This is a genomic window from Planctomycetia bacterium (assembly GCA_016795155.1).
Classification (GTDB): Bacteria; Planctomycetota; Planctomycetia; order Gemmatales; family HRBIN36; genus JAEUIE01.
On the sequence record JAEUIE010000010.1, the window covers coordinates 87,725 to 104,041 of the forward strand.

A 16,317-nucleotide genomic window follows, 5' to 3' on the forward strand; every position below is an offset into this window, starting at 1 on the left:
AGTCATTTTCTTTCTGCATCGGCCAACTCCTGACTAAACTCGGGCCTGTTGGGAAATTCGGCGACGAGTTCCCTGAAGATGGCCAAGGCTTCGGCGTGCGCTGCCGCTGCCTCCTTCGGTCGTTCGGTGGCGCGGAGTACGTTGGCGAGGTTGTGGTAGCTCTGGCCCAGATCCTTGCGGAACTCGGGCCGGAAGGGAAAGTGGGGAATGATCTGCTTGTAATTAGCTATGGCCTCGGTATAAGCCAACTCCGCTTCCTTGAGTCGTCCGCTGCTTTGGAGGACCCAACCCAGGTTATTGTGGCTCATAGCTAAAGCCCTATGGAGGATGCGCTCTTTAGGAAACTCGCTGACGAGTTGCTTTCGGATCGCCAGGGCTTCGAGGTGGGCCGCCTCCGCTTCCTTGGGCCGACCGGTGCCATGCAGCAAGTTGCCCAGGTTGCTTTGGATTCCCGACAGGGCCTGCCGAAACTCGGGCCGCTTGGGGAAGCCGTCGGCAAGCTGTTTATAGATTTCCATCGCCTTGACGTAAGCCGACTCCGCTTCTGGCTGATTATTCTTGCTGAGCACGACGCCAAGATTGCCGTAGCTTCCGGCCAAGAGCTTCCGGTGCTCAGGATTGTTGGGAAATTCGTCAGCGAGTTGCTTGAAAAGTCCCGCTGCGCGGCGATAAGCGGTTTCACTGTCCTGATCGCGGCCCAGAACCTGGTTCAAGCGACCCATCCGAAAATAAGCCAGCGCCTGCCGCGTCCGTTCCTGCTCGGTGGGGGCCGCTTCCCTGGCAAACTCGGTGTAATACTGGAGTATTTTGTCCAGGAAGTCCTTTTGCTCCGTGCGTAGCTCTCTTTCACGCGTGAGTTGATCGATGGCGGTCTCAGATGAGACCGTTTCGATGGCCTGCCGGGCGCGCTCGTTGAGGATGCGTTCGCGTTCGTGAGCCGCCTGTAGTGCCTTGTTGCGCGCTTCGAGATCATTGCGTTGTCGTTCGACCACGAAGCGTTGCTCTTCCGTCCGAATCAGGCCCCACGTCGTGCCGATCACGCCCGCAAGCAAGGCCATCAGCACCAAACTCGAGGCGAACACCGGCCCCTTGTTTCGCCCCACGAATTTCCGCATTTGGTAACTGAGTGATGGCGGACACGCCAGCACCGGCTCGTTGGCCAGATACCGCTGCAAATCCATCGCAAAACTGTTGGCCGTCTCGTAGCGGCGGTTGCGATCCTTCTCCAGAGCCTTCATCACAATCCAGTCGAGTTCGCCATGAACCTGGCTGCTGAGCTTTCTGGGCTCTATGCCTCGGTTAGCAGCGATGGAAGGCAACTCTTCAGTAGACGATAATCGGGTGCTCGGTTTGGGTGGATCTTCTTCGCGAACGATTCGTAGCATTTCATCCCACGCTACTTTTTTGAGGCGCTTTCTATCGATGGGTGTAGTACTTGTGAGCAGTTCGTACATCAGTACACCGAGCGAATAAATATCGCTGCGGGTGTCGATATCGAGCTGGTTGACCTGGGCCTGTTCCGGGCTCATGTATTCCAGTGTGCCGACGATGTTGCCGAAGCCGGTGAACATGGTCTTGTCGGTCAGTGGTTGATGAATCGCCTTGGCCACGCCGAAGTCGATGACCTTTGGGACTGGCTTGCTGTCATACTCAGCCACCAGAATGTTCGACGGCTTGATGTCACGATGGATAATGCCCTTTTGATGGGCATGCTGAATGGCCTGGCAAACGGGAAGCAGTAACTCGAGTCGTTGCCTAGGTGTCATGTGATGTTCGTCGCAGTACTTGGTGATAGGCTGGCCTTTCACCAGTTCCATCACGAAGTAAGGCCGACCAGTACTGGTGGTACCCGCGTCGAGCACCTTGGCGATATTGGGGTGATCCATCAAAGACAGTGCTTGCCGTTCCGCTTCAAAGCGGGCGATGACCTGCCGACTATCCATGCCAGGCTTGATGATCTTCAGCGCCACTCGCCGCTTCACCGGCTGCGACTGCTCCGCCATGAAGACAACACCCATACCACCGTGGCCGATTTCCTGCAGCAGCTTGTAAGGGCCGATAACGGTGCCGGGATCTTCAGTGGGGGCTTGATCGATCGTGGGGCTGAGGTCAACGATCGGTGATTGGAGAAAAGATCCCAACTTCTCATGATGAACGAGCATTTCTTCCACTTCAAGACGAAGGGCCTGATCGTCAGCACAGGCTGAATCCAGGTACGCCTGTTTCTCAGCTGGCGATTTCACGTCCAAAGCTGCCAGGAAGATGTCTTTGGCTTTGGGAGATGCGTTCATGACCTCACCTTGTCCACCCAATCGGGCTAATAGACAATGCGACGCCGAGAGATGGAACCCGCCAAAAAATATGAAACTCAGTCAGGATCAGGTCGCTTCAGCGTCTTCCGAATCAAGTTGGATCAATTCCCGATGCAACCAGGTTCGGGCGTAAGCATCGTTGCGTTCAGTCGTTCGCAGGGAAAATCCCAGAGCATCCGCTGTCTGTTGCATGGTCAAACCGGCGAAATAGCGCAGTTTAATGACCTGTGCCGCGTCTGCATCAATATCCTCCAATTTCCTGAGAGCTTCATCCAGATCGATCAGGTCGTCGGCGGGCTCTTCGGTGATCTGGGCTACATCCTTGATGTCGATTTGCTTGCGGTCGCCCCCATGCTTGATGCGGCGCTTGCGTCGAACATTTTCGATAAGGATGCGTCGAATGGCCTCGGCTGCGGCAGCAAAGAAATGACCACGGTTCTCCCAGTGTTTATCCTCGGGTGAAGGGCCAAGAAGACGCAGGTAGGCTTCATGCACCAGGGCCGTTGCCTGCAGGGTCTGCCCGGGCTTTTCCTGGGCCAGCCGGGCGGATGCCAGTTTGCGCAGTTCATCATACACCAGCGGCAGCAGTTGTTCTGCAGCGGCAGGGTTCCCCTGCTCAATAGCATTGAGTATTTCCGTAACAGCGGTCATGTTACGAAGGTAACATCCTTCAACCGGAACTCAAGCCGCAAGCTGGATTTTGTTCCCTGGGAAGTGCTGCGGAATCCCGGGCATCATGATGCCTTGCGCTCGATACGCTGTCGGCACTCCGGGCAGGTATGGAAATGGGTGCCGGTGCAGCAGACGATATGTTCATGGCAGAGTCGCATCTGGCCGCATTCCCAGCAGGTAGCCAGCACCATGTCAGGTTGTTCCTGAGGTGGGCTGGCGTTTTCAAACGTATCCATGCTGGCTCCTTTATCCTGTGCTTTGAATGATGGCTGGCAGAGCTGATGTTGGATGAACGGCTCTGAACATAGACGCTGCAGAGTCTCTCCCGAAACGTTTCTGGTTGCGGCGAACCAGCGGGTAACCCAGACGAATCAGCCAGTGGTTGGGACGCGAAAAGGCCAGGATGTCGTAATGCACCTGGTCGGTCTCCCGGTTCCATTCGAGAAGGAACCGTTCTTCTCCGCTGCCGACATGACAGGGCAGGGTGCCGTAAGCGAAACCAAATCGATGCATCAAACCAGATTCATTGACAACGTAAACAATCCGGCAGGCATTGAGCCACCAGAAACCTACTGCCCAACCCAGGACCGCCACGGAAGCGTTACATTGCAGGGGCGTATCAGCAGGCCAGGCTACTACCCAACCGAGTTGAAATTGTTGCCAGCGCTGCAACGCCTGACAGGCAGACTCATAAACCAATTCGCCTGAACCTAGAAGGATGCGCGTGCGATCTACCACATATCCCGCTGGTAATTCACCCGCGGTGGCCCGGGCCGGTTGATAGTTGAAATCTTCAGACGCCTGTTCCTCTAGGAACCGGCGCAGCATGATCGCCGACGGTTTACGCCAAGAAAGTTTCACCATTGCAGTAAGTTGTTCGATGTCAGACAGGTTGACCGATTCGAGAATCAGAAAAATACCTGTTGAATCCGGGATGATATCCGCAGAGTATATTCACGAGCAGGTACGACAACCATGATGGCACCACATCCCGAATCAGGTAACAGCGAAAAGCCTCTGGTCTTGTTGACAGGGGCCACGGGTTATATCGGTGGCAGGCTCATGGCGGAACTCGAAAAGCAACCGGTGTCACTCCGTTGCCTGGTGCGCCAGCCTGAGAAGCTGCGATCTTCCGTGAAGCACACTACCCAGGTGGTGAAAGGAGATGTACTCGACATGCCTTCGCTGCAGGCAGCCATGCAGGGGGTTCACACGGCATATTATCTCGTGCACCTGATGTCGGGATCGAACGATTTCGAGAAGCAGGATCGCCAGGCTGCCATCAACTTCGCCGAAGCAGCCAGGCAGGCGGGAGTGCAACGTATCATCTACCTGGGGGGCCTGGGGGATGATACCGATCCGGGGCTATCCCCACATCTGCGCAGTCGACATGAAGTAGGCCAGATCCTGCGGGAATCAGGCATTGAAACCATCGAGTTCCGTGCCGGCATGGTGATTGGTGCAGGCAGCCTGTCTTTTCAACTGATGAAAACGCTGACGGATCGTCTGCCCGTGATGATCTGCCCGCGCTGGCTGGCCACGCCAACGCAACCGATTGCTATCGACGATGTGCTGGCTTACCTGCTGGCGGCAAGAGAGTTGCCGCGAGGCGAAAGCCGCATCTTCGAGATCGGCAGCCCGGATGTCGTCACCTACGCTGATCTGATTCGTGAATATGCCCGTCTGCGCGGGCTAAAACGCTGGCTCATCTTTGTCCCCGTGCTCACTCCCTATCTGTCAGGCCTCTGGCTGGCACTCGTTACGCCGGCTACCTATGAAGTAGGCCGACACTTGATCGAAGGATTGAAGAACCCGACGGTGTTGCACGATCAACGTGCTCTTGGATTGTTTCCCATCAGGCCACGAAGTGTAAGGCAGGCATTGCAGGAGGCCATCGCAAATTCAGGCTCAGATTCCAGTTTATCCTCGGGACCTACTCGGTAATCCTGCAACACTTTCAGTTAAGTACCGAGATAATCTCTTCGGTATCGTGAGTGGAATTCTCCTCCCCTCTCCCTGGGAGCAGGGAGAACGCAAAAAAGCACGGACGGATGCCCGTGCGTTTTGCCTGTATCTATCTGGTTAGTACGTCACCTGGGTGCCAAAGTAGAAATTGGAACCGGGGCGGTAGAATGGCCCGACGCCAATGAGGTTGCCGGAAATCGGGTCGAGGTGTTCACGATAGAGTATGTTGCCGATGTTTTCCACACCCGCGGTCAGCAGCACCGCATCGCTGACCTGCCAATAGGTGCGGATGTCGTAGGTAGTGAATCCGGAAGTCGGTTTTTCATTCAAACTATATGCCACGTTGTACTGCGAGTAGACTTTGCGGGCACCAAGCTCGACAGCCCAGCGCGGTGCCTTGTTATTATCCACTGCTTCATGTAATCGCATGCCGAAGAACACTTCCAGCGGCGGAATCTGAGGCAATGCTTCGGTGGCAACAGCATATTGTGCTGTAGCAGGATCATTTCGACGCGAGCTGGCGATATCTTCCGGACGACGATTATCGCGATGTGAACGATCAGTACCCTGCACGAAACTGCCACCACTGAAGAGCGTGAGCGAGCGGCTGGCTTCCACCTGGCCATACATTTCAAAACCAGCGAGTGTTGCCAGATTGGTATTGGTTACCACGATCTGGTTGATTCCATCACCACCTTTGTTCTCATCATAGGTGATGTAATTATCCACGAAAGCATAGAATCCAGTGATGCTTCCCTTGAACCAGCCAAAATCACTGCGCAGACCCAGATCAAACTGGTTCAGAGTTTCAGGATCCAGGTGTGGGTCGCCAATCAATCGGCTGGTGCCCTGCTGTAGCACGCCCAGGAAAGGCCCTGCTGCATAGAGTTCCGTCAAGGTGGGAGCTCGCATGGCATGGGCATAACCAGCTGAAAGGGTGTTGTATTCGTCGATGCGGAAATCACCTGTCAGAAAGCCGGAGAACAACTGGAAGTTACGTGTCAGATTGTTATTGGTGGGGTCGGTAGAATATTCAATAGGGTCTAATGTGGTAATGGGATCAGGAAGCGTCTGGGGCGGTCCAAAGATATTGATGTTACCCGTAATCAATCGGGATCCGCTAGTGGTATTGACAATGTCGAATCGCCCGCCTGCCCGTACCTTCAACTGTTCGCCGAAGGGCAGAGTCAGTTCGGTAAACAACCCGGGATTCACCAGGCTGGTATTCGGAATGGTCTGGGTCTGAGTGAATACGTTGTTGTCTGATTGCGAAACGGGTACGCCGGTATTGATGTTATCACCACTAACCTGAGTAAACCTAATGTTTTCAACAAGGTTCTGCCCCAGGATGCTGATGTCAGCACCGGCAATCAGTGTCGGGCCGCCCTTGCTGCCACCCCACAGGAACGACACGCGCGAGCCCAGAGACTTGTTGCTCATGTGCGAGGTAGATTGATCGGTGAAAGAGTTGAAGTATGGTGGATCAGGATCTTCATTGAAAGAAACATTCAGCAGTCTCCGAACAAAGCTCTGCTTGGCGGCAGGTGCGGTAAAGCCGTCTGCCACCGTGGTGTTGTACCAGGCATCCAAGTACATGCGATCAAACATGCGTTGATCGCGTAACGTATAGCGAACGCTGTAAGCTTCGGTATCCAGTTGCTTGATATCGAAATAGAGACCAGGGAATTCGAGATTCTCCTGATGGACGCGGAGAATTTTGAACTCGATGCTGCTCTTGTCAGACAGATCAAACCCCAAAGCCATGTTCACATTGTGCGACAGGTAACTGTTGGCGACCTGTATGCCCTCGCCTGCCAGGTAATCATTACCTTGAAGGAAATTGTAGGTCAGCCTCAGACCCCAATCCCGATCACCCATGCTGACCGACTGAATGCCATCCCACTGCTTGCCATTGGTCTGGTAGCGTCCACCGGTGCGGCCATGCGTTTCAAAGCCACACTCAAAACGAGGCGAATCAAGCGTTGCAATATCCAGGAAGGAAAAGCCTGGGCCATAGAGACTGGTGTAGGGGCCACGATACACGATAATATCACGAACCGAAGACGGATCAAATTTGGAGATGGCAGTATCCAGATCCTGGCGGACCGGGAAGTAGAAAGCACCGTCACCCATGGTAACGAGCTGCCCGACACGGTACCCACGCACGCGTGGATCAGCTGAGACACCATTACGCTGCTGAATATCAACGCCGACGGAGTTGGAAGACTTGCTGAGGAACTCGCCGACATCGCCCGCGTTGACGGCGGAAGCCGCTTGTCCACCGGAAGCATTAACTGAGGTTGCACCAGCACCTGATGAATTGCTGGTATCGGAGGCACGGGAGTTGGTATCAGAACCAGTATTACCGGGTGCAGGGATTGATTGTCCGGGTTCAACTACCCCACCCCGCCTTGATGCCCCAGCACCGCTGTCAGATGAAGGCGAGTCTGTTAGTGACGGAGGTTGATCTTGTACTTGAATAATATCAGGCTTGACGTTGCCTGAAGAATTTCTTGCTGCAGGAACTACATTCAGGTGTGCAGTTTTAGTATCACTTCCAGTCACGATACCGGCTAGCAACAAAGAACTACAAGCAGAAAATGTTATAAGTTGCTTAACTTTAGGACGACGCATAGCGATTGCCCCCAGCACATCAATGCAATCATGCATTAAGAACAAGAACAGACTTGTAGTCATAATCGGACAAGTCGTTACTCAAAGTTCAATTGGAAAACTTAGAAAAGAAGGAAGTACCTCGTAATTGTGGCAACTTAGGTAAGCAGACTACTTCAATTGCGCTGCCGATGCCTTTATTTTGTCATGGAAACCGTTCAATTTCGGCTTAACACTCTGATCAGCATTCTGGGCAATAATCCTCAATTGTTCAAGTGTTTCACTAACGTGTTTCTCAGCAGAATTTGCAGGCACATTGCGGAAAAGATTTTGGAAAAATGTCAAATAATCGTTCTCATCTCTGACTAGTACAAGGTGAGCATAGTGCTTCAATGCGTTACATGCATGATCTCTAGCTGCAACCCAATATCGCTCCCCCTTGTTACCTTTGGTGTATGCATAAAAGGAAAACTGACGTGCGCGGAAGGTGTAACGGTACTGGAGCGTTGGTTTGAGATTGAATTTCACTGAAGTGATGTAAGCCTTATTGACATCATCGTATGCATCTGAGAATAACTCATCTTCAAACAATTTATCAGCTCGCGAATCAAGCGCCATAGAAAGCAACACAGGATCTGGATGGTCTTGCTTGCTAAATTCCTGAATAGACTTGTCGAAGAAAGCCTTGGCAAGCTTAGCTCCATTATCTGCATTTTCATCCTGCATATCAACAATTCGACCTGCGATGTAATTTCCAAACGGATCATTCGGATCATTTTCCTGCAATGAGTTTTTCACATTCTCCAAGTTTCTGATCATTTCCTTGTAATTCGGATCAATCGAGTACTTTGAATATTTAGGTGGTTTATCTAATTGAATGATGCTTCTGGCAATAGCGAGTGACTTATCGACTATTCTGAAATTGATTTTTCGCTTCCATAGTGAAACGCCTTTGCTATCTCCCAGCTCCTTAGCAACCTTCAAGTAGCGAATGCCTTCATTATTCTCTTTGTACCACTCAGGTCTGTGGGATGTTATTTTCTCTGCCTTAGCAAAGTGAAGAAGGGCAAGAAAATAATTCGCCTCAATTTGATACCTGACGGGTTCACTGCCTCTTAGAAAACTCTTCAAATTCTGTTCTGCAAAGTCATAGTAAACTGGATTTCCACTGGCTTCTCCCCAGCGTAAATAACATCGGCCTCTATGAAGCAGGGGTTTGTTGCGCAAAAATTTCCCGGGGTTATCCACAGCTTCATTATATTCCTTAATGGCCTTCTCATATTCACCGGTTAGCCCAAGAAGCATTCCTCTATCTTCCAGGATGACTCCAAGATTATCGCATGTATCGGGGTCTTTCTTACCCAGTTTCCTATCGAGACTTTTGGAATCCTCTGCGAGTTGCAGAGCGTCCTTCAAATATTTCTCTTGATCATTTCGGGCATAGTGTAAATTGGCCAATTGCAATGCAATGCTGCTTCGATCCAGCGTGATAAGCAACTGATAGTGTTCAAAGTACCGTTTTTTCTTATCGAGCAGTTTCAGTGCTTTCGTGTAATCAGCATCCGCCTGCTTTAGTTCCTGAATTCTGGTAGGAACTTTGTCTGCATCGTTTTCTGAATGGATAGCTTGCATGTATGAGCTGATGCCACCCAGCAGATAACTGCCAAAGTAGTCAGGCGATTCTTTCTTGGCAGTGGTAGCGTAGGCCTCCCACTCTTTGATAAGGGCATCATTGCTTTTCACATATTGAGACAAAATGTAACGAAGTCTAAATTCATGGTTAGAAGGAAACTGCTGCGTAGCGATGCGATGCAGGTTCTTTGTGGTGTCGGGCGATAGCCCTTTAGCTTCAATCAGTTCGTTCCATTTCTCCTTCTCAAAAATCATATCCTCACCTAGGTCGGAGAGCACACTCGCAAGCTGTTTCTTCTCATTGTCAGGCAGTTTATTGATTTCTTCGAGTTGCTTTGGATCAGTCAGGGGGATGATAATGGCATCCAGCAATTGTGCCGGGGTGACATTGACATCGCCTTCATCCAGATACTTATTGAGCAATTCACGAGCTGGAGCTATGCGCCGCGCTAATGGAGTAGGGAGCTTGCTGGTACCGAGGTTCAACTTCTCGATAATGGCTTCGGCAAGTTTCTGATCCTCCAACTTCTCGAATTCTTTTCCCTTCTGGTAGTCTGCCAGTGCCTTTTTCCCAGCTTCGCTTTCTGTGTTTAGTAACAATGCCAGTGCTTTGTATCTGGACTTATCTTCCGGCGGCAGATCGGGCCACTCATTCAGGATTCTCAGTGCTGTCTGTACTTCGGGCAACTTGCCTTGTTTTGAAATGTATTTTTGATCGATGCCGTTTGTGATTATGTTGTCCAGTTCTTTGACAATCCAATCCCGTCGCCACTTTTGAGCTAATGCTACGTTTTTCATGTTTAATTTAGATTTGATACCTTCATCCAATACGGTTAATGCCGCGATGGGATCGGTTTTCACATGCCAACGAGCATAGGCATATCTGGCGTACATACTTTGAGAGTCTTTTGTTTCTTTAATCCAATTGCTGACAGAAGAATCTAATTTAGAGTTTGATATAGATGCAATTTCAAGAAGTCCTCCGTAGACGGAGCCAGATGGTGTGGGATCAACCTGCTCCGTTAGAAGAAGCACTTTCTTGTTCTCCTTCATAACATCAGGATCACCAGCGTTATTCACCAATGCTGGAATTTTGTTGAGAATTTTTTTGCGTATTTCCTTGAAAAAAGGACTTTCTTTTAACGCGCTACGTTTCGTTGAACCATGAAATTTTTCCAGAAAATCCTCCAAGCCGGCGCGATCAGCTTCAATGTTCTTTTCATTCAAGGCTTTCAGTGTTTCCAGAGATTTAATCAGAGCATCGACGTCTTGTTTTTTCTCATTCGGGGCATCAATCTTGGCTGCTTTAGCTTTGTCGATTAAATCTGAAACTGATTTCTCGGTGACAGTATTCAATTCACCTTCGATATTACTCCACGACGTGCTCCATAATGAGGTGATACTCGTTTTACGATCGCCGATTTTCCCGTTCCATTTGTCGATCCAATCCTGGCTTATTATGATCTTGTATTTGTGCGTGAGTGTTTGGAGTTCATCCTCTGCGAGCTTGATAGTGCCTTTGTTCTTCTCAGTCATCTGAATGTCGAGCCAGGAATGAAGTTTATCGCGAATCCTTTTTGTTTCGTCGTCTTTCCAGGTTTTATCCGTCTGCTCATTCACGATATCGAGCGCCTCTATGAATTCATTCTTTTCCAGCGCCTTGTCCACTTTCTCCCTGGCTTGCGCCAATTGTTGTGTATGCTGTTCCGGTTTGGTTTCAACGAGACCTGATGGCGAGATGAATTTGTACGCCACCAACCCAACGGTCACTGCCACCACCAACAGCCCAACCAGGCTGGTGATTATCGCCACGCGTTGGCGTTTCTTGCGACGCAATCTCGCTTCTTCGAAAAAGGAGCGTGGTTCATTACTTACATGACTGTCGACAGGGCGGGTGTAAGGTGGGGGGGCCGGTTCCTGTGGTGTCGCTGGTCGGACAACAGGCTGCAACACCTTGGGTCCGCCTGAGCGTGGTCCAGTCAGGCCAGCTCCGTAAATCCGTTCAAAATCAAGTTTATCCCATTCGAGCGTTCCAGCAGCCTGGGGCATATTTTGGGGTGTGGTGCGGCCTGGACCAGTAGAGGGCGTTGGCCTCTCAGGCAGGGATTGCTGAGGTTCATCAGGTTCAGGTTGTGGCGTCTGGCGATCAATACCGTGATCAGATCCTGGATGTCTGGCCGATACTCCCGCAGGTATCGAATACCCCACCGCAATGCTTAGCGCTTCCACGAAGGCATCGCACGATTCGAAACGGTGGTTGGGGTCCTGCACGGTGGCGTTGTACAGAATGGTCTGTTCACGCTCGGAGACGGCACTAAAGTCCAGTTGTCCGTGCAGGTGATATTCGCGTATTTGTTTGGGCGACGAGTTGGCTGGAAACGGAAGTTGACCCCGGCTGCGCAACCAGTAATAGGTCAGAGCCAGTGAATATTGATTGGAGTTCCAGTGCTTGCCTATGGCGAAATCAAAGAGTTCGGGAGGAGCAAAGGCGTTGACCAGCCGATCGGTTGTCAGCGTGGTGGAACCAGCCATCAGTCGCTTGGCTAGCCCAGTGATGCCGATCTTCACCGACTTGTTCTTGGTGAGCAGAATGGTCTGTGGCTTGAGATCAAGAAACTCGGCATAGCCTACCTGGGTAAGATAATCGACCCCGCGAGCGGTTTGCGACATGAACTGCATCAGTTCATGATCGGGAATACCCGGATGCTTCTTCTTTAGACACTCGTTGTAATAATCTTCCAGCGTGCATTCGACATTATCGAGCAGAGTAACCAGGGCAACGGTGTCGTCGCCCAGGCTGCTGGGATCAACGTACGGGACGGCACGGCCATTGGTATGCAGTGTCCAGCAGTTGCGCAGGTTGATGAGATTATCGTGCTCATCCATCTGTCGAAGGGTTTCCAGAGCCTGCACCAGTTGATTGCCCAGTGAACCTTTGAATTCGCGGATGACATGGATGATAAACTGTTTGGAAGCGGGTGTGACCGCCTTCCAGAATTCATCCCGCTCACTGAAATTGAGGCGATGGAGAAGCTTGTACCCGGATACGATCTCACTGTCTGGCTGAAGTATTTCTTCCAGGGTTCGAGGCTTGTAACCGGAATCGCGGATATTGCCTTGCGTGGAACGCAAAGCATTCACAAAATCAATGCACTTGGGAAAACGCTGATGCGGTACCGGATCAGTGGCCTTCTGCAATACTTCCTGTTCCAGGCGAGGCAGCAGGGTGAAATCGAGTTTGCCCAGCACCGCTTCGATGCCGGCGTTCATGGCGTCTTCTTCGTTGAAGGGCAGTTTACCCGTCCGCAGTTCATAGTAACTGATGGCGAGCGAGAACTGATCGCTCCAGTTGCTGGGTTTGTTATTGTTGGCTTCAGGGGAACAATATGCTGGACTGAAGAGAGCAACAGAAGTTCGAGGACCTTTAGTAATAGCCTTGGCCAAACCATAATCGCAGACCTGAACGCTGTTTCCTTTGATAAGAATATTGCCCGGCTTGATATCGCCGTGCTGTACGCAAACGGGTTCTTTCAAACCCAGATCATGAGGTGAATTGAGAAAGTCGATGGCCTTGGCGGTATCCGTCATCAACTCGATGAGTTCGGGATAGGGAATTCCCGGCTTGCCCTGCTTACGATACTGGTTGAGTAAATCCAGCAGGCTCATGCGCCCCAGGCTCATGAGGATGATGAGTTCCAGCGCCTGCTTCTCGGCATTGATGGAATCATCTGAATCGAAGTTGATCAGCTTACCCTGCATGTCCCGCAACCAGTAGGAATCGATTTCCACCAGATTGGGATGACTGATTTTCTTGATAAGGCGGAGGGCATTAAACTCCTTGATGCCCTGCGTACCCTGCAAGTTGATAATTTTGAGGGCCTTTTCAACACCGCCAGAAACACTGACTTTATAGACCATGCCGAAGCCGCCCGCACCAATGGGCGCAATGATCTTCACTCCCGCCACGACTTCGTCGCCTGGTTTATACTGCCTCATCATCACACATCAACTCCGCTATGAAATTCCATCCTATCCGAGGCTTTGGATAGATGCAATGATTTGTGAGGCATTTCACATCTTCTACCCATATTTTCAGATGTGAAACTGGGCTATTTGCCTTTTGCTTGTTGCATTAACCCGCTGATACGCTAAAAGAGAAGTGCTGTTCTCAATTGAAGTTTCACTGAAGGTCTGCATCCATGGCGAGTATCAACCCCCGTTCTTTATTCGATAAGCTGAATCCCCTCTGTCGCCGTGCTCTGGAAGGCGCCGCTGGGCTATGTCTTTCACGTACCCATTATCATGTGGAAATAGAACACCTGCTGGTCAAGATCATGGAGCAGGATAACTGCGACATCACACAACTGCTCAGGCATTATGGCCTCGATGCTGGGCGTGTCAAACGGGAACTCAACAGTTCGCTCGATCAGTTCAAGACCGGCAACGGACGGGCACCAGACCTGTCTCTGGAAATACTTGATCTCATCAAGGAAGCATGGACACTTGCCTCGCTCAGCTACAACTCGGCTAATGTCCGCAGTGGCTACCTGCTGACGGCCTTGCTGAACGATCGCAATCTCTCGCGCCGTGTGCAGTACAGCAGTGCGGAGCTTTCCAAGCTGAATGCGGAACAGTTGCAGAAAGAAGTGCGAGATGTGCTGGAGAAGTCGTCCAGCGATGAGAATGCCATGTCAGGCCCGACATTGCTGGGCCCGGGTGCTTCGGCGGGTAGTGGAACTGCAGCTGGTACACCTGGTACTCAGTCACTTGACCAGTTCACCACCAACCTGACCGAACGCGCTGCCAAGGGAGAAATTGATCCCGTCGTCGGGCGCGACAATGAAATCCGTCAGGTGATCAATATCCTCATGGGTCGTCGTCAGAACAATCCCATCCTCACTGGTGAAGCGGGTGTCGGCAAAACCGCTGTGGTGGAAGGGCTGGCACTTCGCATTGCCACCGGCGATGTTCCCGAACCACTCAAGAATGTCACGTTGCGTGTACTCGATCTCGCATTGCTGCAAGCTGGTGCTGGCGTGAAAGGGGAATTTGAAAACAGGCTGAAGTCGGTAATCTCGGAAGTAAAGTCGTCGCCTCGTCCCATCATTCTCTTTATTGATGAAGCACATACTCTCATCGGAGCAGGGGGGAAAGAAGGTTCAGGCGATGCAGCCAATCTGCTCAAGCCTGCCCTGGCACGTGGCGAACTTCGAACCATCGCAGCGACTACCTTTGCGGAGTACAAGAAATACTTTGCCACCGATGCTGCACTGAGTCGCCGATTTCAGGTAGTGAAAGTCGAAGAGCCTGATACCGTGAAAGCTGTGCGCATGCTGCGTGGCCTGATGCCCATGCTCGAAAAGCATCACAAGGTGCGCATTCTGGAAGAAGCGCTTAACGATGCAGTGCGACTCACCACCCGGTATATTCCAGATCGACAGTTGCCTGACAAAGCGGTCAGCCTGCTTGACAAGGTTTGTGCTCGCGTAGCATTATCGCAATCGACCACACCTCCGACCGTTGATGATGCCCGACGTGAACGAGATCATCTCGATGCAGAAATAACATTCCTGGAACGGGAAACAGTTACCGGTTCCGATCACAACGAACGGCTGACCGAACTCTGCAACCGTAAACAGGTGGTGGAGGAGAATCTGGTCAAGCTCGACAAGCAGTTTGAAGAAGAACGGCAGATCGTTGCCAAGGTCGCAGATATTCGCAGCCAGTTGGAAAAACTCTCTGCGGAAAAAAGCAATGCGGACCCGGCTCCCTTGCTGGCGGAACTCAAGCAGCACCAGGAACAACTTGCCAAGCTGCAGGGCGAAACGCCATTGGTCTATCCTGTAGTTGATGGCGCTGCGGTGGCGGAACTCGTTTCCAGCTTGACAGGCATTCCGCTGGGCAAGATGGTTCGCAACGAGCTGGATACCGTACTGAACCTCAAACACAAACTGGCGGAACGTGTGGTAGGGCAGGATCATGGCTTGCAGGCGATTGCCCAACGAATTGCCACCGCGAGAGCTGACTTGGTCGATCCCCGTCGGCCATTCGGCGTATTCCTCTTGGTTGGCCCCTCCGGGGTTGGTAAAACCGAAACTGCCATGGCCCTCGCAGATATTCTCTATGGCGGCGACCAGAGCATGGTCGTCATCAACATGTCGGAATACAAGGAATCATCCAAGGTTTCCCGACTGACTGGTACTGCCAAGGGATATGTAGGCTACGGCGAAGGTGGCGTGCTCACCAATGCAGTCAAGAACAGGCCTTACTGCGTGGTGCTGCTCGATGAAATAGAAAAAGCCGATGAATCGGTCCAGGAAATTTTCTACCAGGTGTTTGATAAAGGTACCCTGCAGAATGATGATGGCGAGGATATCAACTTCAAGAACACACTGGTGTTGCTCACTTCCAATGTGGGTACCGATGTTATCATGAAGATATCGGAGCGAGGCAAGAAACTGCCTCCATTGGAAGAAATGACCGAAGCCATGCGTCCTGCACTGTTGAAATCTTTCAAGCCAGCTCTATTGGGCCGCATGACGATTGTGCCTTACTATCCGCTGGCTGAAGGTGTCATCCGCAAGATTATCGAGTTGCAACTGGGCAAGATTAAAGACCGTCTGCAGCAGAACCATAAAGTGGTGCTGACATACGATCCCCAGGTAGTCGATACCATTCTCAGCCGGTGTACCGATGTGGATAGTGGCGCCCGCAATGTCGATCACATCATCACGGGTTCGCTGCTGCCTACCGTTTCTACGGAGTTGCTGACTCGCATGGTCGAAGGCAAAACGACAAAGGCCATCAAGCTCAGCGTCAAAGAGAACGGCGAATTCGGGTTTGAGTTTGAGTAACCGTCATTGACAATAAATCACAAGCGCACGGACAGCAGTTCGTTGGGCTTTACAACTAACGCTAGACAGGTTGTCAGGTATGGACCAGAACAATACCTATGCAGCGGGAATTGCTGGCGGAGCAATGGGATTAGAGCATTTTCAGTTCCATTCTTGCGGCGCATATCCTGCATGTCGGAGGTAGTTGGCGCATTCATTAGGCGAGAACCAGTCGAGGCACTGGCCGCAGAGTTGATCACATGCTTCCTTGGTGCGTGGCTTGCGTTTGC

Annotated in this window: 8 protein-coding genes; 2 read left to right on the plus strand and 6 right to left on the minus strand. The window is 51.5% G+C overall.

Translation table 11 applies throughout. From position 1 onward, the window contains the following. Positions 1-2 precede the first annotated feature (2 nt). From JNJ77_05035 to JNJ77_05050, 4 genes are all read right to left on the minus strand, one after another. Positions 3-2,291: a serine/threonine protein kinase gene (locus JNJ77_05035; GenBank protein MBL8821932.1), complete on the minus strand. Its 2,289-nt coding sequence runs from the start codon at positions 2,289-2,291 to the stop codon at positions 3-5. 87 nt (positions 2,292-2,378) lie between these two features. After that, the gene (locus tag JNJ77_05040; protein MBL8821933.1) at positions 2,379-2,963 is read right to left on the minus strand and encodes a sigma-70 family RNA polymerase sigma factor; all 585 of its coding nucleotides are present in this window, start codon (positions 2,961-2,963) and stop codon (positions 2,379-2,381) included. An 83-nt stretch (positions 2,964-3,046) separates the two neighbouring features. After that, the gene (locus tag JNJ77_05045) at positions 3,047-3,220 is read right to left on the minus strand and encodes a hypothetical protein (protein MBL8821934.1); all 174 of its coding nucleotides are present in this window, start codon (positions 3,218-3,220) and stop codon (positions 3,047-3,049) included. A gap of 10 nt (positions 3,221-3,230) precedes the next feature. Then, positions 3,231-3,848 (minus strand): DUF1990 domain-containing protein, encoded by a 618-nt coding sequence (locus tag JNJ77_05050; protein ID MBL8821935.1) that lies wholly within the window; start codon positions 3,846-3,848, stop codon positions 3,231-3,233. Between the two features lie 111 nt (positions 3,849-3,959). On the opposite strand from JNJ77_05050, the gene JNJ77_05055 reads away from it, so the two are divergent. Next, positions 3,960-4,928 (plus strand): NAD(P)H-binding protein, encoded by a 969-nt coding sequence (locus tag JNJ77_05055; protein MBL8821936.1) that lies wholly within the window; start codon positions 3,960-3,962, stop codon positions 4,926-4,928. Between the two features lie 138 nt (positions 4,929-5,066). On the opposite strand, the gene JNJ77_05060 is transcribed toward JNJ77_05055, so the two are convergent. Both JNJ77_05060 and JNJ77_05065 read right to left on the minus strand, forming a co-directional pair. Next, the gene (locus JNJ77_05060; protein MBL8821937.1) at positions 5,067-7,583 is read right to left on the minus strand and encodes a TonB-dependent receptor; all 2,517 of its coding nucleotides are present in this window, start codon (positions 7,581-7,583) and stop codon (positions 5,067-5,069) included. Between the two features lie 150 nt (positions 7,584-7,733). Then, positions 7,734-13,193, minus strand: a complete 5,460-nt coding sequence (locus tag JNJ77_05065) for a protein kinase (GenBank protein ID MBL8821938.1) — start codon at positions 13,191-13,193, stop codon at positions 7,734-7,736. A 200-nt stretch (positions 13,194-13,393) separates the two neighbouring features. Here JNJ77_05065 and tssH point away from each other — a divergent pair, with 200 nt between their 5' ends. Then, positions 13,394-16,048: a type VI secretion system ATPase TssH gene (gene tssH, locus JNJ77_05070; GenBank protein ID MBL8821939.1), complete on the plus strand. Its 2,655-nt coding sequence runs from the start codon at positions 13,394-13,396 to the stop codon at positions 16,046-16,048. Positions 16,049-16,317 lie beyond the last annotated feature (269 nt).

Bases quoted from the DNA above. Each gene is read 5' to 3' on its own strand.
- JNJ77_05035 (MBL8821932.1), bottom strand. From the start codon at position 2,291: ATGAACGCATCTCCCAAAGCCAAAGACATCTTCCTGGCAGCTTTGGAC.
- JNJ77_05040 (MBL8821933.1), bottom strand. From the start codon at position 2,963: ATGACCGCTGTTACGGAAATACTCAATGCTATTGAGCAGGGGAACCCT.
- JNJ77_05045 (MBL8821934.1), bottom strand. From the start codon at position 3,220: ATGGATACGTTTGAAAACGCCAGCCCACCTCAGGAACAACCTGACATG.
- JNJ77_05050 (MBL8821935.1), bottom strand. From the start codon at position 3,848: ATGGTGAAACTTTCTTGGCGTAAACCGTCGGCGATCATGCTGCGCCGG.
- JNJ77_05055 (MBL8821936.1), top strand. From the start codon at position 3,960: ATGATGGCACCACATCCCGAATCAGGTAACAGCGAAAAGCCTCTGGTC.
- JNJ77_05060 (MBL8821937.1), bottom strand. From the start codon at position 7,583: ATGCGTCGTCCTAAAGTTAAGCAACTTATAACATTTTCTGCTTGTAGT.
- JNJ77_05065 (MBL8821938.1), bottom strand. From the start codon at position 13,193: ATGATGAGGCAGTATAAACCAGGCGACGAAGTCGTGGCGGGAGTGAAG.
- tssH (MBL8821939.1), top strand. From the start codon at position 13,394: ATGGCGAGTATCAACCCCCGTTCTTTATTCGATAAGCTGAATCCCCTC.